The organism is Comamonas sp. GCA5 (assembly GCF_036541385.1).
Taxonomy (GTDB): Bacteria; Pseudomonadota; Gammaproteobacteria; order Burkholderiales; family Burkholderiaceae_C; genus Comamonas; species Comamonas aquatica.
The window spans coordinates 1-14,846 of the sequence record NZ_JAZHFR010000086.1 but is presented as its reverse complement, the minus strand read 5'-3'; the positions used below and the strand labels follow the sequence as shown (position 1 = coordinate 14,846).

Sequence of the window (14,846 nt, the reverse complement as noted above, 5' to 3'; positions counted from 1 at the left end):
TTCGCCGGCGGCGCCGTGGTGCACGTGAACGCCGCGAAGTCCAGCGCGCCCATGCGCGCCAGCCAGCCGCCCGGCTCCCACACCCAGTGCGCCACGGGCACGTAGACCAGCAGGGTCCACAGCGCCATGAACAGCATCAGCGCCACAAAGCGCATGCGCTCCACCAGGGCGCCAACGATCAGGGCCGCCGTGATGATGGCGAAGGTCAGCTGGAACAGGGCGTAGGCCGCCTCCGGGATGTGCGGCGCCATGTGGCTGACCGCCAGTTGCTGCTGCGCCAGCTGGTAGTCAAGGCCCCCGAACCACAACCGCTCCAGCCCGCCAATCCAGCGCGAGGACGGGGTGAACGCCAGCGAATAGCCCACGGCAAACCACACCACGCTGACCACACAGGCCGCGCCCAGCACCGCCGCCAGGGTGTTGAGCACATTCTTGCGGCGCACCATGCCCGCGTAGAATAGGGCCACGCCGGGCAGCGTCATCAGCAGCACCAGGGCCGTGGCCACCAGCACCCAGACCGTGTCGGCCTTGTCGATGGCCGCAAACCCCACCATCTGCTGGGCCTGCCCGGCCGCTGGCAGCAGGGCCAGCAGCGCCACGCCCGGGGCCAGACGGCCCCACCTGCTTCGCATCTCCATGTCGCTCCCCCGCAGTGTTGTTGCCGCCAGCCAAGCACAAGCCATGCCTGCACACCGGCCGCCAAACACCCACAGCGCACAGTGTCATTCGGCCGTCACACACCGCACCACCAGCTTGCGGGAAATCCCCGATGCACCAAACCAACGCAGGGTCTACAGTCCAGACCACTCTAGCGCGCACCAAGGTGCAGCAAGGAGGGCCCGAGGAGACAACTCGATCCACAACCAGACCAATATCTAAAAAGCATCCACCAATGAGATGCCTTCCCCCCAGCGCCGGCCAGACCGGCGCTTTTTATTTGTGTTTTAGCGCTCCGTGAACAGCGCACAATCAGCGCCCATCATGGAATGGATTTTTGTCTCTCTGGCTTCGGCCCTGGCCGGTTTCGTGGATGCCATCGTGGGTGGTGGCGGACTGATTCTGGTGCCCGCAATGTTTGCCGCCTTCCCGCACGCGGCCCCCGCCACCCTGTTTGGCACCAACAAGAGCGCCGCCGTCTGGGGCACGGCGATGTCGACCTGGCAGTACAGCCGGCGCATCAGCATCACCTGGCCGATGATCATCCCCGGCATCGTGGCCGCCGGGGTGGGCGCATTCAGCGGCGCCTGGGCCGTCACCCTGGTCAACCCCGACTTCCTGCGCAAGCTGCTGCCCTTCATCCTGCTGGGCGTGCTGCTCTACACCCTGGCCAAGAAGGAGCTGGGGCGCGAACACACCCCCATGCACAGCCTGCGCACCACGCAGTGGCTGACGGCCGGCATCGGCCTGGTCATCGGCTTTTACGACGGCTTCTTCGGCCCGGGCACGGGCAGCTTCTTCGTGTTCCTGCTGGTGCGCCTGCTGGGCTATGACTTCCTGAATGCGTCGATCAACGCCAAGCTGATGAACGTCACCACCAACCTGGCGGCCATCGTGCTGTTCGCGCTCAAGGGCCATGTCTGGTGGCACTTTGCAGTGCCCCTGGCGATCGCCAACGTGCTGGGCAGCGTGCTGGGCACCTGGATGGCGCTGCGCCACGGCGCCGGCTTTGTGCGCGTGATCTTCATCGTGGTGGTCAGCCTACTGATCTGCAAGACCGGCTGGGACGCCTTCGGCGCCTGAGCCGGCGCGGCACATCCCCCGTCAGTGGCGAGGCCTGCCGTCTGCACGGACGCTGGCCGGCTTTTATAATGGCTGCCTGCTTCGCCTGACGAGCCGCACATTCTTGGTGCATGCGCACCACCGCTTTGCGGCGTAGCCCGGCCCACCGCTGTGATGGTCTGATGTCCTCAGACCGGCGGTCCGGCGGCTACAGCCCCCTCCTTTCTTGACCGCTGCATCGCTGTGAGCGGCGCCCCATCCGCATGGGGCCGGGGCCCTTGCCAGCGCGATGGCGCCAGGAGCACCTCTTTCATGCAACGCTTTTCCGTCATTGCCGCCGCTGCGCTGGCTCTGCTGGGCACTTCGGTGGCCCAGGCACGTCCCCTTGAAGCCATCCAGAAGGACGGCACCCTGCGTCTGGCCACCGAAGGCTACTACGCCCCCTTCGCCTACTTCGAGGGCAAGAAGCTGACCGGCTTCGAAGTCGATCTGGCCGAACACCTGGCCCAGAAGATGGGCCTGAAGTTCGAGTGGAAGACGATTTCCTTCGACGCCCTGCTGACCGGCCTGAAGCAGGACCGCTGGGACCTGGTCATCTCGTCGCACGGCATCACGCCCGAGCGCGAGAAGGCCATCACCTTCACTGCCCCGCACTACTGCTCGGGTGCGCAGGTGATCGCCCGCGACGCCAGCATCCAGGGCGCCAAGGACCTGGCCGGCAAGACCGTGTCGGCCCAGACCGGCACCACCTACCTGGACTACGTGCAAAAGAACGTGCCCGGCGTGAAGCGCGTGGTGAACTTCCCCACCAACGAAGCCGCGATGAACGCGCTGATGACCCAGCGCGCCGACGCCTGGGTGACCGAGCGCTTCCTGGCCAAGGAAATGCTGGCCAAGAACCCCAAGATCAAGTTCCACCAGGGTGACCTGCTGTTCGTCGAGCGCATTGCCGCCGCCGTGGCCAAGGACAACCAGCCCTTGGCCGCCGCCTGGAACCAGGCCTTCGCCGCCTCCCTGAAGGACGGCAGCTACGCCAAGATCTCGCAAAAGTGGTTCCAGGAAGACATTCGCTGCCCGCAATAAAACCTGCCCGGGCGGTGTGATCGCCAGGCCGGGTGCCTGGCACCGCCGCCCCATGACGCCCTGAGGCTTTGGCACCCAGGGCGTTTTTGCGTTGTTTAACCTGCTGTTCTTTCCATGCTCACTGCACTTTGGCCCTCGCACTGGAGCCGCACCCAGCGCAGCAATGCCACCCTGGTCACCGCCCTGTTGCTGATGGTGGTGGTCGTCGCCCTGCTGGGCGAGCTGCTGGCCCTGCTGCCCGAACCCATCGGCGACCACGCCGCCGAATTTGCCGACGGCGCTCGCACCACGCTGTACCTGACCCTGGTCAGCGGCGCGGTCGGCCTGCTGCTGGGCGTGCTGGCCGCCGTGGCGCGCACCTCCGGCCATGCCGTGCTGCGCAGTGTGGCCAGTGCCTATGTCTGGATCATCCGCGGCACGCCGCTGCTGGTGCAAATCCTGTTCATGTACTTCGCCCTGCCGGTGCTGGTGCCGGGCCTGAACCTGCCGGACTTCGCCGCCGCCTGCGTGGCCCTGGCGCTGAACGTCGGTGCCTACAACGCCGAGGCCGTGCGTGCCGGCCTGAACGCCGTGCCGCGCGGCCAGACCGAGGCCGCCCGCGCCCTGGGCCTGCCCAAGGGCCGCGTGTTCCTGGACGTGGTCTTTCCCCAGGCGTTCAAGATTGCGCTGCCGCCCCTGGTCAGCAACTTCGTGGCCCTGCTCAAGGACTCGTCGCTGGCCTACGCCATCGGCGTGGTGGAACTGACCAATGTCGGCAACCGCATCCAGTCGTCCACCTTCCAGCCGGTGGAGACGCTGATCACCGTCGGCGTCACCTACCTGGTGCTGACCACGCTGGTGACCCAGGTCACTGCCGCCATCGAATACCGCTTTGACGTGGAGGGCCGTCAGAAATGAGCCACGCTGCCAACACCCGCACGCCCTACATCGTCTGCGAGCGCGTCACCAAGTCGTTTGGCGCGCACCAGGTGCTGAAGGGCGTGTCCACCCAGTTCTGCCAGGGCGAGGTGACCGTGATCATCGGCGCCTCGGGCTCGGGCAAATCCACGCTGCTGCGCGCGCTGAACCGCCTGGAGCCACACGACGGCGGGCGCATCACCATCGCCGGCGTGGAGGTCACGGACCACGAGGCCACGCTGCAGCAGCAGCGCTGCGAAGTCGGCATGGTGTTCCAGCAGTTCAACCTGTTCGGCCACATGACCGTGCTGGACAACGTGACCCTGGCGCCGCGCCGCATCCGCAAAACGCCGCGCGCCACGGCCAACGCCCAGGCCCTGCAACTGCTGGAGCGCGTGGGCATGGCCGCCCATGCGCACAAGTACCCCTGGCAGCTGTCCGGCGGCCAGCAGCAGCGCGTGGCGATTGCGCGCGCCCTGGCCATGCAGCCGCAGGTCATGCTGTTCGACGAGCCCACCAGCGCCCTGGACCCGGAGATGGTGCAGGAAGTGCTGGAGGTGATGCGCGGCCTGGCCCGCGAGGGCATGACCATGATCGTCGTCACCCACGAGATGGGCTTCGCCCGCGAAGTGGCCGACCGTGTGATGTTCTTCGACCAGGGGCAGATTGCGCACGAGGCCCCGCCGGCCGAGTTCTTTGCCCGCCCGGGCAACGAACGCATTGCCGCCTTCATCGGCCGCATGGCCCACTAGACGCCCCCGCCATCATCACCATCAGGAGCATTTGGCGCTTGTCATTCCTTGGTTTCAGACTGTTTTGACCATAAACCCCAGCAAATGCGAGCGTGAGCCGCTCCTTTTTTCATACATCGCATGCGCACCGAACGCCTGGGCCTGGCGGCCCTGCTGACCGTCACCGTGGTCTGGGGCACCACCTTCCCCGCCATGAAGCAGTTGTCCACCGACCTGTCGGCGCTGCAGATCATCTGGCTGCGCTTCGGTCTGGCGGCCCTGGTGCTGCTGCCGCTGTGGCGCGGCATCCGGCGTGCCGAATGGCACTGGGGCTTGGGCCTGGGGGTGCTGAACTTCCTGGCCTTCTGGCTGCAGATCGAAGGCCTGGCGCTGACCACCAGCAACCGCAACGCCTTCGTCACCGGCCTGAACGTGCTGCTGGTACCGCTGATCGCCTGGCTGGTGCTGCGCCGCCGCACCGGCTGGCAGGTCTGGGCCGCCTGCGCCCTGGCCGTGGCCGGCATGTGCCTGATGTTCTTCGAGGACACGCCCTGGAACCGGGGCGACACGCTGACGCTGTGCAGCGCCGTGGTCTACGCCCTGTACATCCTCGGGCTGGAGGCCGCCGCGCGGCGCCACCAGGCAGCCCCCCTGCGCGCCACGCGCATGGCGGCGGCGCTGGCCGGCTCGATGTGGGCCTGCACCACGCTGATGCTGTGGCTGCAGCCCCAGGGCTTTGAACGGCTGCAGACGCAGGCGCAGGCGCTGTCCCCCGGCGCCTGGCTGGCCATCGCCTACCTGAGCCTGGTGGCCAGCGCCCTGGTGGTGGTGCTGCAGGCCTGGGGCCAGCAGCGGCTGGACGCCATGCGCAGCGCCATCGTCTTCGGGCTGGAGCCGGTATTTGCCGCGCTGACCGCCTGGTGGCTGATCGACGAGCGCATGGGCGCGCTGGCCCTGTGCGGCGCCGCGCTGATGGTGGTGGCGCTGATCTTCAGCCAGTGGACGCCACCGCAGGCTGCACCACGTGCCCGCAGCCTGCCTCCGGCCACGGCAAAGCCCAACGCCTGACGCCCAATACCGTGCTGCAGGCGGGGTGCACGCACCTGTGCTGCGCGCCATGCAAGGCTGAGCACCCGATCCCGTGGAAGGACTGGCGCTTGTGCACTGTAGGGACAACGCCCGCCACGCGGTATTGGCGGCATGCGCGCCTGCATGGCCCCAGCGCCTGGGGCGTCGATCCTGCCGTGGCGGGAGATGGCGTGCGGCCGACTGCCAGCGTCTGCGCGCGTGGGCGGGGCAGCACCATCCCGGACGGCACGCCCGGTGCGGCACATCGCGCCCGACCTGCCGGTGCTGGATGTGCCGCCCATCGGTGACTGCCTGCAAGGGCTGGCGCTGCGGCCCACGCGGCGCCCGGATAGCCCAAGCTGTCCGGCCCACCCGGACTGGCGCTCAGTCCTCGACCTCGGGCTCGGCCGGATTGCTGTCCTGTGCGTGCGGCACCGCCAGGTCGCCGCCGCTCAAGGTTTCGAGGGCGCGCGGCGCCCCCAGGCTGGGCAGGTCCACACGCTCGTAGCGGGCCATCATCTCCTTGCCACTGCGCGGTGTGCCAATGGGGGTGGTGGCCTGGCCCTTGCGCATGGCAGCCATGTCTTCTTCGCTGGGGTAATGGTCCAGCAACCAGTAGTCGAAGACCCGCCGCGCAATCGGCGCGGCCGCGGCGGCGCCGAAGCCCGCGTTTTCCACGATCAGCGCCAGGGCGATCTTGGGGTTTTCGGCTGGGGCATAGGCCATGTACAGCGAGTGGTCGCGCTGGTGCTCGGCCAGCTTGGCCGCGTTGTACTTGTCCTTCTGGCCAATGGTCACGGCCTGCGCCGTCCCCGTCTTGCCGCCCGAGGTGTAGGGCGCCCCGGCGAACACACGGCGAGCCGTGCCTTCGACCGTCACGGCTGCCACCGCGCTGCGCACGGCTTCGACGTGCTCGGGCTTGTAGCCCATGGGCGTGCCCGGCTCCTTGTACAGCGCCTCGTACTGGCGCGAGACCGCCCCCAGCGTCGCCTTGCCCAGGTGCGGGCGGTGCTGCACGCCATGGTTGGCCAGCATGGCGGTGGCGTTGGCCACCTGCAGCAGGGTGAAGTGGTTGTAGCCCTGGCCGATACCCAGGGAGATGGTTTCGCCCGCATACCACTTGCGCTGCTCGGGGCGCTTGTAGGTGTTGCGCTTCCACTCGGTGCTAGGCAGCACGCCACGGCCTTCGCCCTGCACATCGATGCCGGTCGGCCTGCCAAAGCCCATGGGCGAGAGGTAGTCGTGGATCATGTCCACGCCCATGTCGTTGGCCAGCATGTAGTAGTACACGTTGGACGATTTGATGATGGAGCGGCGCAGGTTGGTCGGCCCGTTGGGGTGGCCTGAGCGGAAGGTGTGGCCGCCAAAGGTCCAGCTACCGTTGTCTTGGATGGTGGTGTCCACCTTGCGCTTGCCCGACTCCAGGCCGGCCAGGGCCATGAACGGCTTGTAGGTGGAACCTGGCGGGTAGGTGCCACGCAGCGCACGGTTGAGCAGGGGGCGGTCGATGGAGTTGTTCAGCAGGTCCCAGTTTTCCTGGTCGATACCGTCGACGAACAGGTTCAGGTCGTAGGACGGCTTGCTGACCATGGCCAGCACTTCGCCATTGCGCGGGTCGATGGCCACCAGCGCGCCGCGGCGCTCGCCATAGAGGTCTTCCACCAGTTTTTGCAGGCCCACATCCAGGGTCAGCACCACCGAATCGCCCGGCGTCGCTGGACGGCTGTTGAGGCGGCGCACGGCAAAGCCGCCGGCCGTGGTCTCCAACTGCTCCCAGCCGGTCAGGCCGTGCAGCTGCTTTTCGTAGCTTTGCTCGATGCCCAGCTTGCCGATGACTTCGGTGCCGCGGTAGTTCGCATAGTCGTCGCTGTCCTCCAGCGCTTCCTGCTCTTTCTGGTTGATGCGGCCGATGTAGCCCACCACGTGGCCGGCCACGTCCTGCAACGGGTAGTTGCGGAACCAGCGGGCCTTGATGTCCACGCCGGGAAAGCGCCAGCGCTGGGCCGCGAAGCGCGCCACTTCCTCGTCGGACAGGCGGCTGCGCAGCGGCACGGACTCGAAGCGCTTGGAATCCTCCATCAGGCGGCGGAACTTGCGCCGGTCGCGGGGCGTGATCTCCACCAGCTCAGACAGGGCGTCGATGGTCTCGTCCATGTCCTTGACCTTGGAACGCGTGATCTCCAACGTGTAGGCCGAATAGTTGGTCGCCAGCACGATGCCGTTGCGGTCCAGGATCTGGCCCCGGTTGGGCACGATGGGCACCACGGCCGTGCGGTTGTTCTCGGCGCGCTCGGCAAAGGCGTCGTGGCGCACCACCTGCAGCACGAACAGGCGGAACAGCAGAATGCAGAACAGCAGCAGCACCAGCAAGGCCACCGCGCCGACGCGCAGCCGGAACTTGTACTGCTCGGCTTCGCTGTTGCGTACCTCAAACCGGCCCATGGCAGCTCCTGCAAGTGCCCAGGGCGGGAAGAAAGCGGAAGAAGCCCGGCATCAGACAGCCCTTACAGCGGACGGTTGCTGTCCGCATCGGGGGCGCGGCGCTGCGGCGCCAGCAGCACGGCGCTCAGCAGGGGCCACAGCAGCGTCTCCAGCACCGGAGCCAGGGCCACCGAAAAGCCGGGGAACATGCCACCCGCCACCATGCGGATCAGCATCTGCAGCAGGTGGGCACCGGCAAACATGGGCAGCACCTGCAGCGCCTGGGTCAACGGCGAGAACCACATCATGCGCCGGCTGGCGCGCTGCGAGGCATAGACCACCAGCACATAAGTAAGTGCATGCTGACCCAACAAGGCCGTCTGCTGCACATCGACCCCCAGGCCCAGCACAAACGCCACCCCCATGCCCAGGCGGTGCGGATGGTGCAGCGCCCAGAAGGCCAGCACCATCATCAGCAGATCGGGCATCCAGACAAAGCCGCCCAGGGGCAGCAGGCTCAGCAGGAACACCAGGGCAATGCTGAAGACGATGAAACCGGGCTTGACCGGCATCAGCAGTTGCTGACCGCGCGGCATGATCATGGCTGGGCTCCTGGTCCTGGCAGGTTGCTGGCGCCGGCACGACGCTGGGCAGATTTGTCTTCGCGCTGCGCCTTGGCCTCCTGCGGCGTGGGCACGCTGGGTTGCACCTCGGGCACATGGGCGGCCTTCAGCACGTTCAGCGGCGTCAGCACCATCACGTGGCGCGCGCCGTCCAGGCGGGCCACGGGTTCGCAGTAGATGCGCAGGAAGGGCGACTGGTTGCGCCGCTCCACCTCAATCACGCGGGCCACCGGCAAGCCAGCCATGTAGACACCGTCCACGCCGCTGGTGACCAGCTCGTCGCCCACCTGCACATCCGCATCATTGGGCATGAAGCGCAGCTCCATGCCGTCGGTGCGCAGGTTGGAGGCATCGCCGTAGGCCACGCCCCGCACGCCGGTGCGCTCCACCATCACCGGAATCACCTGGTCCCGGTCGGACAGCAGGGTCACCTCGCTGGAGAACGGCTGCACGCGCGTCACCTGCCCCAGCACCCCGACATCGTCCATCACCGGGCTGCCGGGCTCGACGCCGGCCACCTGGCCCTTGTCCAGCACCACGCGGCGCGTGTAGCTGTCCGGGGTTTCATACATGACCTCGGCCGCGACGGTGGGCACCACCAGGCGAGGACGCAGGCCCAGCAGGCTGCGCAGTTGCTGGTTTTCTTCCAGCAGCTGCTCGGCGTTGTGGGCCTTGATGGTCATCTCGGTCATCAGGCGGCGGGCCTCCACGGCCTCGGCCTGGGCGGCATGCAGATCGCCGAAGTAGGCCTTGCCGCTGGACAGCCAGCCCACGGGCTGCATCACCGCCCATTGCAGGGGGAACAGCACCACGGAGACGGCCTGGCGCACGGGCTCGGTGAGCTTGAAGCGCACGTCGGCCAGCATCAGCATCACGGACAGGGCGCTGAGCAGCAGCACCCGTGTCGTGGGCGAGGTGCCGTGCTTGAAGAGGGAGGGCGCGTCGCGCTCCAGCGTTCTCAGGCTCATGCCGCCCCCCTCATGGGATGTGGCATTTCACGGACGGGCGAACCGCCCGACCTGCTGACTGCGCGAGCTTTCACAGAGAACATGGAGAACCATTCCAATCAGGGCCTACCGCCAGGGCATCCAGGGCCGCGCGGCAGGCCGTCAAGCGCATCAGTCGCTGGTGAAGATGCTGCCTTGGCGGTCCAGGCTGTCCAGGGCCATGCCGCAACCGCGCACCACGCAGGTCAGTGGCTCTTCGGCGACCAGCACGGGCAGGCCGGTTTCCTCGGCCAGCAGGCGGTCCAGGTCACGCAGCAGCGCGCCGCCACCGGTCAGCATCATGCCACGCTCGGCAATGTCGGCGCCCAGTTCGGGCGGCGTCTGCTCCAGCGCGTTCTTCACGGCCGAGACGATCTGGTTCAGGGGTTCGGTCAGGGCTTCCAGCACCTCGTTGGAGCTGATGGTGAAGCTGCGCGGCACGCCTTCGGACAGGTTGCGGCCCTTGACTTCCAGTTCCTTGACTTCGGAGCCGGGGAAGGCCGAGCCGATCTGCTTCTTGATCAGTTCCGCCGTGGGTTCGCCGATCAGCATGCCGTAGTTGCGGCGGATGTAGCTGATGATGGCTTCGTCGAACTTGTCGCCGCCCACGCGGACCGAGCCCTTGTAGACCATGCCGCCCAGCGAGATCACGCCCACTTCGGTCGTACCGCCGCCAATGTCCACCACCATCGAGCCGGAAGCTTCAGACACAGGCAAGCCTGCGCCAATACCCGCAGCCATGGGCTCTTCAATCAGGTACACGGCCGTGGCGCCCGCAGCTTCAGCAGCATCCTTGATGGCGCGGCGTTCAACTTGGGTCGAGCCGCAGGGCACGCAGATGATGATGCGCGGGCTGGGCGTCATCACATTGCGGGGGTGCACCATCTTGATGAACTGCTTGATCATCTGCTCGGTGATCACGAAGTCGGCGATCACGCCGTCTTTCATCGGGCGGATGGCTTCGATGTTGCCGGGCACCTTGCCCAGCATGGCCTTGGCTTCGGCGCCGACGGCCTGGATCACCTTCTTGCCGTGAGGACCGCCTTCGTGGCGGATGGCGACCACGGAAGGCTCGTCCAGCACAATGCCCTTGTCGCGGGCGAAGATCAGGGTGTTGGCAGTGCCAAGGTCAATGGCCAGATCGGTGGAGAAGTACCGACGGAAAGCTCCGAACATTCAATTTTCCTCTCAGGCACAGCATGCGCTTCGGCCTGCCATCGCCGGGGTGTAGATCAACAGGAATCAGGGGGAATCAGGGATTGGCTTTTCTACACAATCACCACCCTGCGGGGGTGCGAATCGTGCAAAGACAAGATAATACCGTATCCCCTGTGAATAACTCATGGCGGCGCATGCCGTCTGACAGCTTTACATCCGGTTTCGAACCGCAGAAAACCTATGGCACTCACCTCCCAAGACATTGACCGCATCGCCAACTTGGCGCGGCTTGCCCTCTCTCCAGAAGAAAGTGAGCGCATGCTATCGCAATTGAACGGATTTTTCGGCATCGTCGAGAAAATGCAGGCTGTGGATACCTCGGGCGTGCAGCCGCTGGCCCACCCCGTGGCGGCCATCCAGGACATCGCCCTGCGCCTGCGCGAGGATGTGGCCAGTGAACCCAACCAGCGTGAGGCCAATATGCGCAACGCCCCTGCGCAAGGCGAGGGCTTGTTCCTCGTGCCCAAGGTCATCGAATAAGCGCAAGGCACAGCATTTCCCATGAGCACTACCGAACTGCACCACCTGAGCGTGGCCGAGATGGCCGCCCAGCTGAAGAACAAACACGTCTCCGCCGTCGAAGCGGCCCAGCACTTCCTGGCACGCGCCCAGGCGCACCAAAACCTTGGTGCCTTTGTGGCTATCGACGAAGCCACCACCCTGGCCCAGGCTAAGGCGGCCGATGCGCTGATCGCCTCCGGCCAGGGCGGCCGCCTGGCCGGCGTGCCGATCGCGCACAAGGACATCTTCGTCACCCAGGACTTCCCCACCACCGCCGCCAGCAAGATGCTGGCCGGCTACCAGTCGCCGTTTGACGCCACCGTTGTGCGCAAGCTGGGTGTGACGGAAGGTGGCGCCGGCATGGTGACCCTGGGCAAGCTCAACTGCGACGAATTCGCCATGGGCGGCGCCAACGAGAACTCCGCCATCGCCCCCGTGGGGTTCGATGCGCCCCAGCCCGTGCGCAACCCCTGGAATACCGAGCGCGTGCCCGGTGGTTCGTCCGGCGGTTCCGCCGCCGCCGTGGCCGCGCGCCTGGCCCCTGCGGTCACCGGCACCGACACCGGTGGCTCGATCCGCCAGCCCGCGTCCTTCTGCGGCATCACCGGCATCAAGCCCACCTATGGCCGCGCCAGCCGCTACGGCATGATCGCCTTCGCTTCATCCCTGGACCAGGCCGGCCCCATGGGCCGCAGCGCCGAAGACTGCGCGCTGCTGCTCTCCGAGATGTGCGGCCCCGACCTGGACCGTGACTCCACCAGCCTGGACCATCCCGCCGAAGACTTCACGCTGAAGCTCAATGACAGCATCGAAGGCCTGCGCATCGGCGTGCCTGCCGAGTTCTTTGGCGAAGGCCTGGCCGACGACGTGCGCGCCGCCGTGGACGCCGCCCTCAAAGAATACGAAAAGCTGGGCGCCAAGCTGGTGCCCATCAGCCTGCCGCGCACCGAGCTGTCCGTGCCCGTGTACTACATCCTGGCGCCGGCCGAGGCCTCGTCCAACCTGTCGCGCTTTGACGGCGTGAAGTTCGGCCACCGCGCCCAGCACTTCACCGACCTGAACGACATGTACAAGCAGACCCGCGCCGAAGGCTTTGGCGACGAGGTCAAGCGCCGCATCATGATCGGCGCCTACGTGCTGTCCGAGGGCTACTACGACGCCTACTACCTGCAGGCGCAGAAGATCCGCCGCATGATTGCCGACGACTTCCAGGCCGCCTTCAAGGACTGCGACGTCATCGCCGGCGCCGCCGCGCCCACCACCGCCTGGGCGATTGGTGGCAAGGCCGACCCCGTCAGCAACTACCTGGCCGACGTGTTCACCCTGCCCGCCTCGCTGGCCGGCCTGCCCGGTTTGAGCCTGCCCGCCGGCTTTGGCAACGGCGGCCTGCCCGTGGGCCTGCAGTTGATCGGCAACTACTTCTCGGAGGCCAAGCTGCTCAACGCAGCGCACCGCTTCCAGCAGGCCACAGACTTCCACCTGCAACGCCCCGCCGGTATCTAAACCATAGCTGCCAGCGCAAGCGGGACAAGCGCCAGAGGCCAAAAACACCATCAACCTCTGCCCCCGCCGCGCTGCCAGCACCGCATGCACAGCAGCAAGGACACACGACAACATGACTGCGAAACTGATTCAGGGCTACGAAGTCGTCATCGGCTTTGAAACCCACGCCCAACTGGCGACCCAATCGAAGATCTTCAGCCGCGCCAGCACCGCCTTTGGCGCCGCGCCCAACACCCAGGCCTGCGCCGTGGACCTGGCGCTGCCCGGCACCCTGCCGGTGATGAACAAGCAGGCCGTGGAATGCGCCATCAAGCTGGGCCTGGCCCTGGGCAGCCACATTGCGCCGCGCAGCATCTTCGCGCGCAAGAACTACTTCTACCCTGACCTGCCCAAGGGCTACCAGATCTCCCAGTTCGAGATTCCCGTGGTCCAAGGCGGTGAGGTCAGCTTCTACGTCGGCGACAAGCTGCACACCGTGCGCCTGGTGCGTGCCCACCTGGAAGAAGACGCGGGCAAGTCCGTGCACGACCAGTTCCCCAGCGAATCCGGCATCGACCTGAACCGCGCCGGCACGCCGCTGCTGGAAATCGTGACCGAACCCGACATCCGCAGCACCGAAGAAGCCGTGGCCTACGCCAAGGAACTGCACAAGATCGTCACCTGGATCGGCATCTGCGACGGCAACATGCAGGAAGGCTCCTTCCGCTGCGACGCCAACGTGTCCGTGCGCAAGCCCGGCGCCCCCCTGGGCACCCGCCGCGAGATCAAGAACCTGAACTCGTTCAAGAACATGCAGATCGCCATCGACTACGAGATCCGCTGGCAGATCGAGCAGATCGAGGACGGCTACAGCATCCAGCAGGCCACCGTGCTGTTCAACCCCGACACGGGCGAAACCCGCGCCATGCGCACCAAGGAAGACGCGGCCGACTACCGCTACTTCCCCGACCCCGACCTGCCCCCGCTGGTCGTGGCCGACAGCTGGGTGCAGCAGGTCAAGGGCGCCATGCCCGAGCTGCCCCGTGCCATGGCGGCCCGCTTTGTCGAGCAGTACGCCCTGCCCGAGTACGACGCCACCACGCTGACCCAATCGCAAGCCATGGCCGCCTACTTCGAGCGCACGGCCCAGGCCTGCGGCCAGGCCAAGCTGGCCTCCAACTGGGTGATGGGCGAAATCTCGCGCCGCTTGAACACCGAGGAAATCGGCATGGACGCGGTCAAGGTCAGCAGCGAGCAGCTGGCCGCCCTGATCGGCCGCATCAGCGACGGCACCATCAGCAACAACGCCGCCAAGCAGGTGTTTGAAGCGCTGTGGACGGGCGAAGGCAGCGATGTCGATGCCGTGATTGACGCCAAGGGTCTCAAACAAATGAACGACACCGGCGCGCTGGAAGCCATCATCGACGAGGTGATCGCCGCCAACCCCGGCAACGTCGAGCAATACCGCGCGGGCAAGGACAAGGCGTTCAACGCCCTGGTGGGGCAGGTGATGAAGGCGTCCAAGGGGAAGGCCAATCCTGGGCAGGTCAATGAGCTGCTCAAGGCCAAGCTGGCGTAAGCCGACATCTTGTTGCGGCACTTCGCTGTGAAAGCACAAAGCCTCCTTCGGGAGGCTTTTTTATTGGTCGTTCACAGATTGATAGCTGCTGGCGCTTGCTGTGCTTGGGCTAGGGGCTGATTTAGCCTTGATTGTTGTTTTTGCTTTGGCTGGCCGGGCCGCCCCCGGCGGGGCCTTACTTTCTTGCTTGTGCAAGAAAGTAAGCAAAGAAGCACACCCTCTACCCGTGTCCCTCCGCTGCGCTACGGGCAACCTGCGGTGCTCGATCACAGGGTGGGGCCGCAGAACTCACTGCGCTCCTGCGTCACTGCGTTCAAACAGCTGCGGCCAGCCAGATGACGAGGCAGATGCGTCCTGCGGCGCATCTGCACACCCTGCGCTCTGTGCGCCTCGGCACGGGTTGAGGGGAAGACTATGTGTCGGGTCCCGGACGATTGGCTGCTTAAAAACAAGCGTCCGTTGCTGCATGGCCGAGAGGTACTGCAAGCAGTTCTGGCAACATGGCAATCCCGTGCCAAGGAGTTGCCATGCTGATCAG

At 66.2% G+C, this 14,846-nt stretch carries 13 protein-coding genes; 8 read left to right on the top strand and 5 right to left on the bottom strand.

Translation table 11 applies throughout. The annotated features are described in order from the left end of the window. Positions 1–632: ammonium transporter (locus SJH88_RS15945; RefSeq protein WP_420921752.1), on the bottom strand; the 632-nt coding region annotated here is incomplete at its 3' end. A gap of 349 nt (positions 633–981) precedes the next feature. On the opposite strand from SJH88_RS15945, the gene SJH88_RS15940 reads away from it, so the two are divergent. The 5 genes from SJH88_RS15940 (at position 982) to SJH88_RS15920 (ending at position 5,498) form a co-directional block, all read left to right on the top strand. Next, positions 982–1,740: a sulfite exporter TauE/SafE family protein gene (locus tag SJH88_RS15940; RefSeq protein WP_043385680.1), complete on the top strand. Its 759-nt coding sequence runs from the start codon at positions 982–984 to the stop codon at positions 1,738–1,740. A 291-nt stretch (positions 1,741–2,031) separates the two neighbouring features. Next, the gene (locus tag SJH88_RS15935) at positions 2,032–2,802 is read left to right on the top strand and encodes an ABC transporter substrate-binding protein (RefSeq protein WP_274755058.1); all 771 of its coding nucleotides are present in this window, start codon (positions 2,032–2,034) and stop codon (positions 2,800–2,802) included. 114 nt (positions 2,803–2,916) lie between these two features. Further along, positions 2,917–3,699 carry an amino acid ABC transporter permease gene (locus SJH88_RS15930; protein WP_274755057.1) on the top strand — a complete coding sequence of 261 codons (783 nt, stop codon included), beginning with the start codon at positions 2,917–2,919 and terminating at the stop codon, positions 3,697–3,699. Further along, a complete protein-coding gene (locus SJH88_RS15925; protein WP_042419110.1) occupies positions 3,696–4,451 on the top strand; it encodes an amino acid ABC transporter ATP-binding protein in 756 nt (251 codons plus the stop codon). Before SJH88_RS15930 ends, SJH88_RS15925 begins: the two co-directional genes overlap by 4 nt. A gap of 120 nt (positions 4,452–4,571) precedes the next feature. Then, the gene (locus SJH88_RS15920; protein ID WP_274755056.1) at positions 4,572–5,498 is read left to right on the top strand and encodes a DMT family transporter; all 927 of its coding nucleotides are present in this window, start codon (positions 4,572–4,574) and stop codon (positions 5,496–5,498) included. A gap of 384 nt (positions 5,499–5,882) precedes the next feature. On the opposite strand, the gene mrdA is transcribed toward SJH88_RS15920, so the two are convergent. The 4 genes from mrdA to SJH88_RS15900 all read right to left on the bottom strand — a co-directional run bounded on the left by mrdA (position 5,883) and on the right by SJH88_RS15900 (position 10,704). Then, positions 5,883–7,940, bottom strand: coding sequence for a penicillin-binding protein 2 (gene mrdA / locus SJH88_RS15915; protein WP_081770796.1), 2,058 nt, complete (start codon positions 7,938–7,940; stop codon positions 5,883–5,885). 62 nt (positions 7,941–8,002) lie between these two features. Then, complete coding sequence (gene mreD / locus SJH88_RS15910) at positions 8,003–8,521, bottom strand: rod shape-determining protein MreD (RefSeq protein WP_042419113.1); 519 nt, start codon at positions 8,519–8,521, stop codon at positions 8,003–8,005. Beyond that, positions 8,518–9,510, bottom strand: a complete 993-nt coding sequence (gene mreC, locus SJH88_RS15905) for a rod shape-determining protein MreC (RefSeq protein WP_081770795.1) — start codon at positions 9,508–9,510, stop codon at positions 8,518–8,520. The genes mreD and mreC overlap by 4 nt, the downstream gene beginning before the upstream one ends. A 150-nt stretch (positions 9,511–9,660) precedes the next feature. Then, positions 9,661–10,704 carry a rod shape-determining protein gene (locus tag SJH88_RS15900; protein ID WP_042419115.1) on the bottom strand — a complete coding sequence of 348 codons (1,044 nt, stop codon included), beginning with the start codon at positions 10,702–10,704 and terminating at the stop codon, positions 9,661–9,663. Between the two features lie 222 nt (positions 10,705–10,926). Here SJH88_RS15900 and gatC point away from each other — a divergent pair, with 222 nt between their 5' ends. The 3 genes from gatC (at position 10,927) to gatB (ending at position 14,308) form a co-directional block, all read left to right on the top strand. Then, positions 10,927–11,226, top strand: coding sequence for an Asp-tRNA(Asn)/Glu-tRNA(Gln) amidotransferase subunit GatC (gene gatC / locus SJH88_RS15895; protein ID WP_154164672.1), 300 nt, complete (start codon positions 10,927–10,929; stop codon positions 11,224–11,226). Positions 11,227–11,247: 21 nt separating this feature from the next. Then, entirely contained in the window at positions 11,248–12,750 is a 1,503-nt protein-coding gene (gene gatA, locus SJH88_RS15890; RefSeq protein WP_274755055.1) for an Asp-tRNA(Asn)/Glu-tRNA(Gln) amidotransferase subunit GatA, read from the top strand. A gap of 112 nt (positions 12,751–12,862) precedes the next feature. Continuing rightward, positions 12,863–14,308 (top strand): Asp-tRNA(Asn)/Glu-tRNA(Gln) amidotransferase subunit GatB, encoded by a 1,446-nt coding sequence (gene gatB / locus SJH88_RS15885; RefSeq protein WP_274755054.1) that lies wholly within the window; start codon positions 12,863–12,865, stop codon positions 14,306–14,308. The last annotated feature ends 538 nt before the right edge of the window (positions 14,309–14,846 follow it).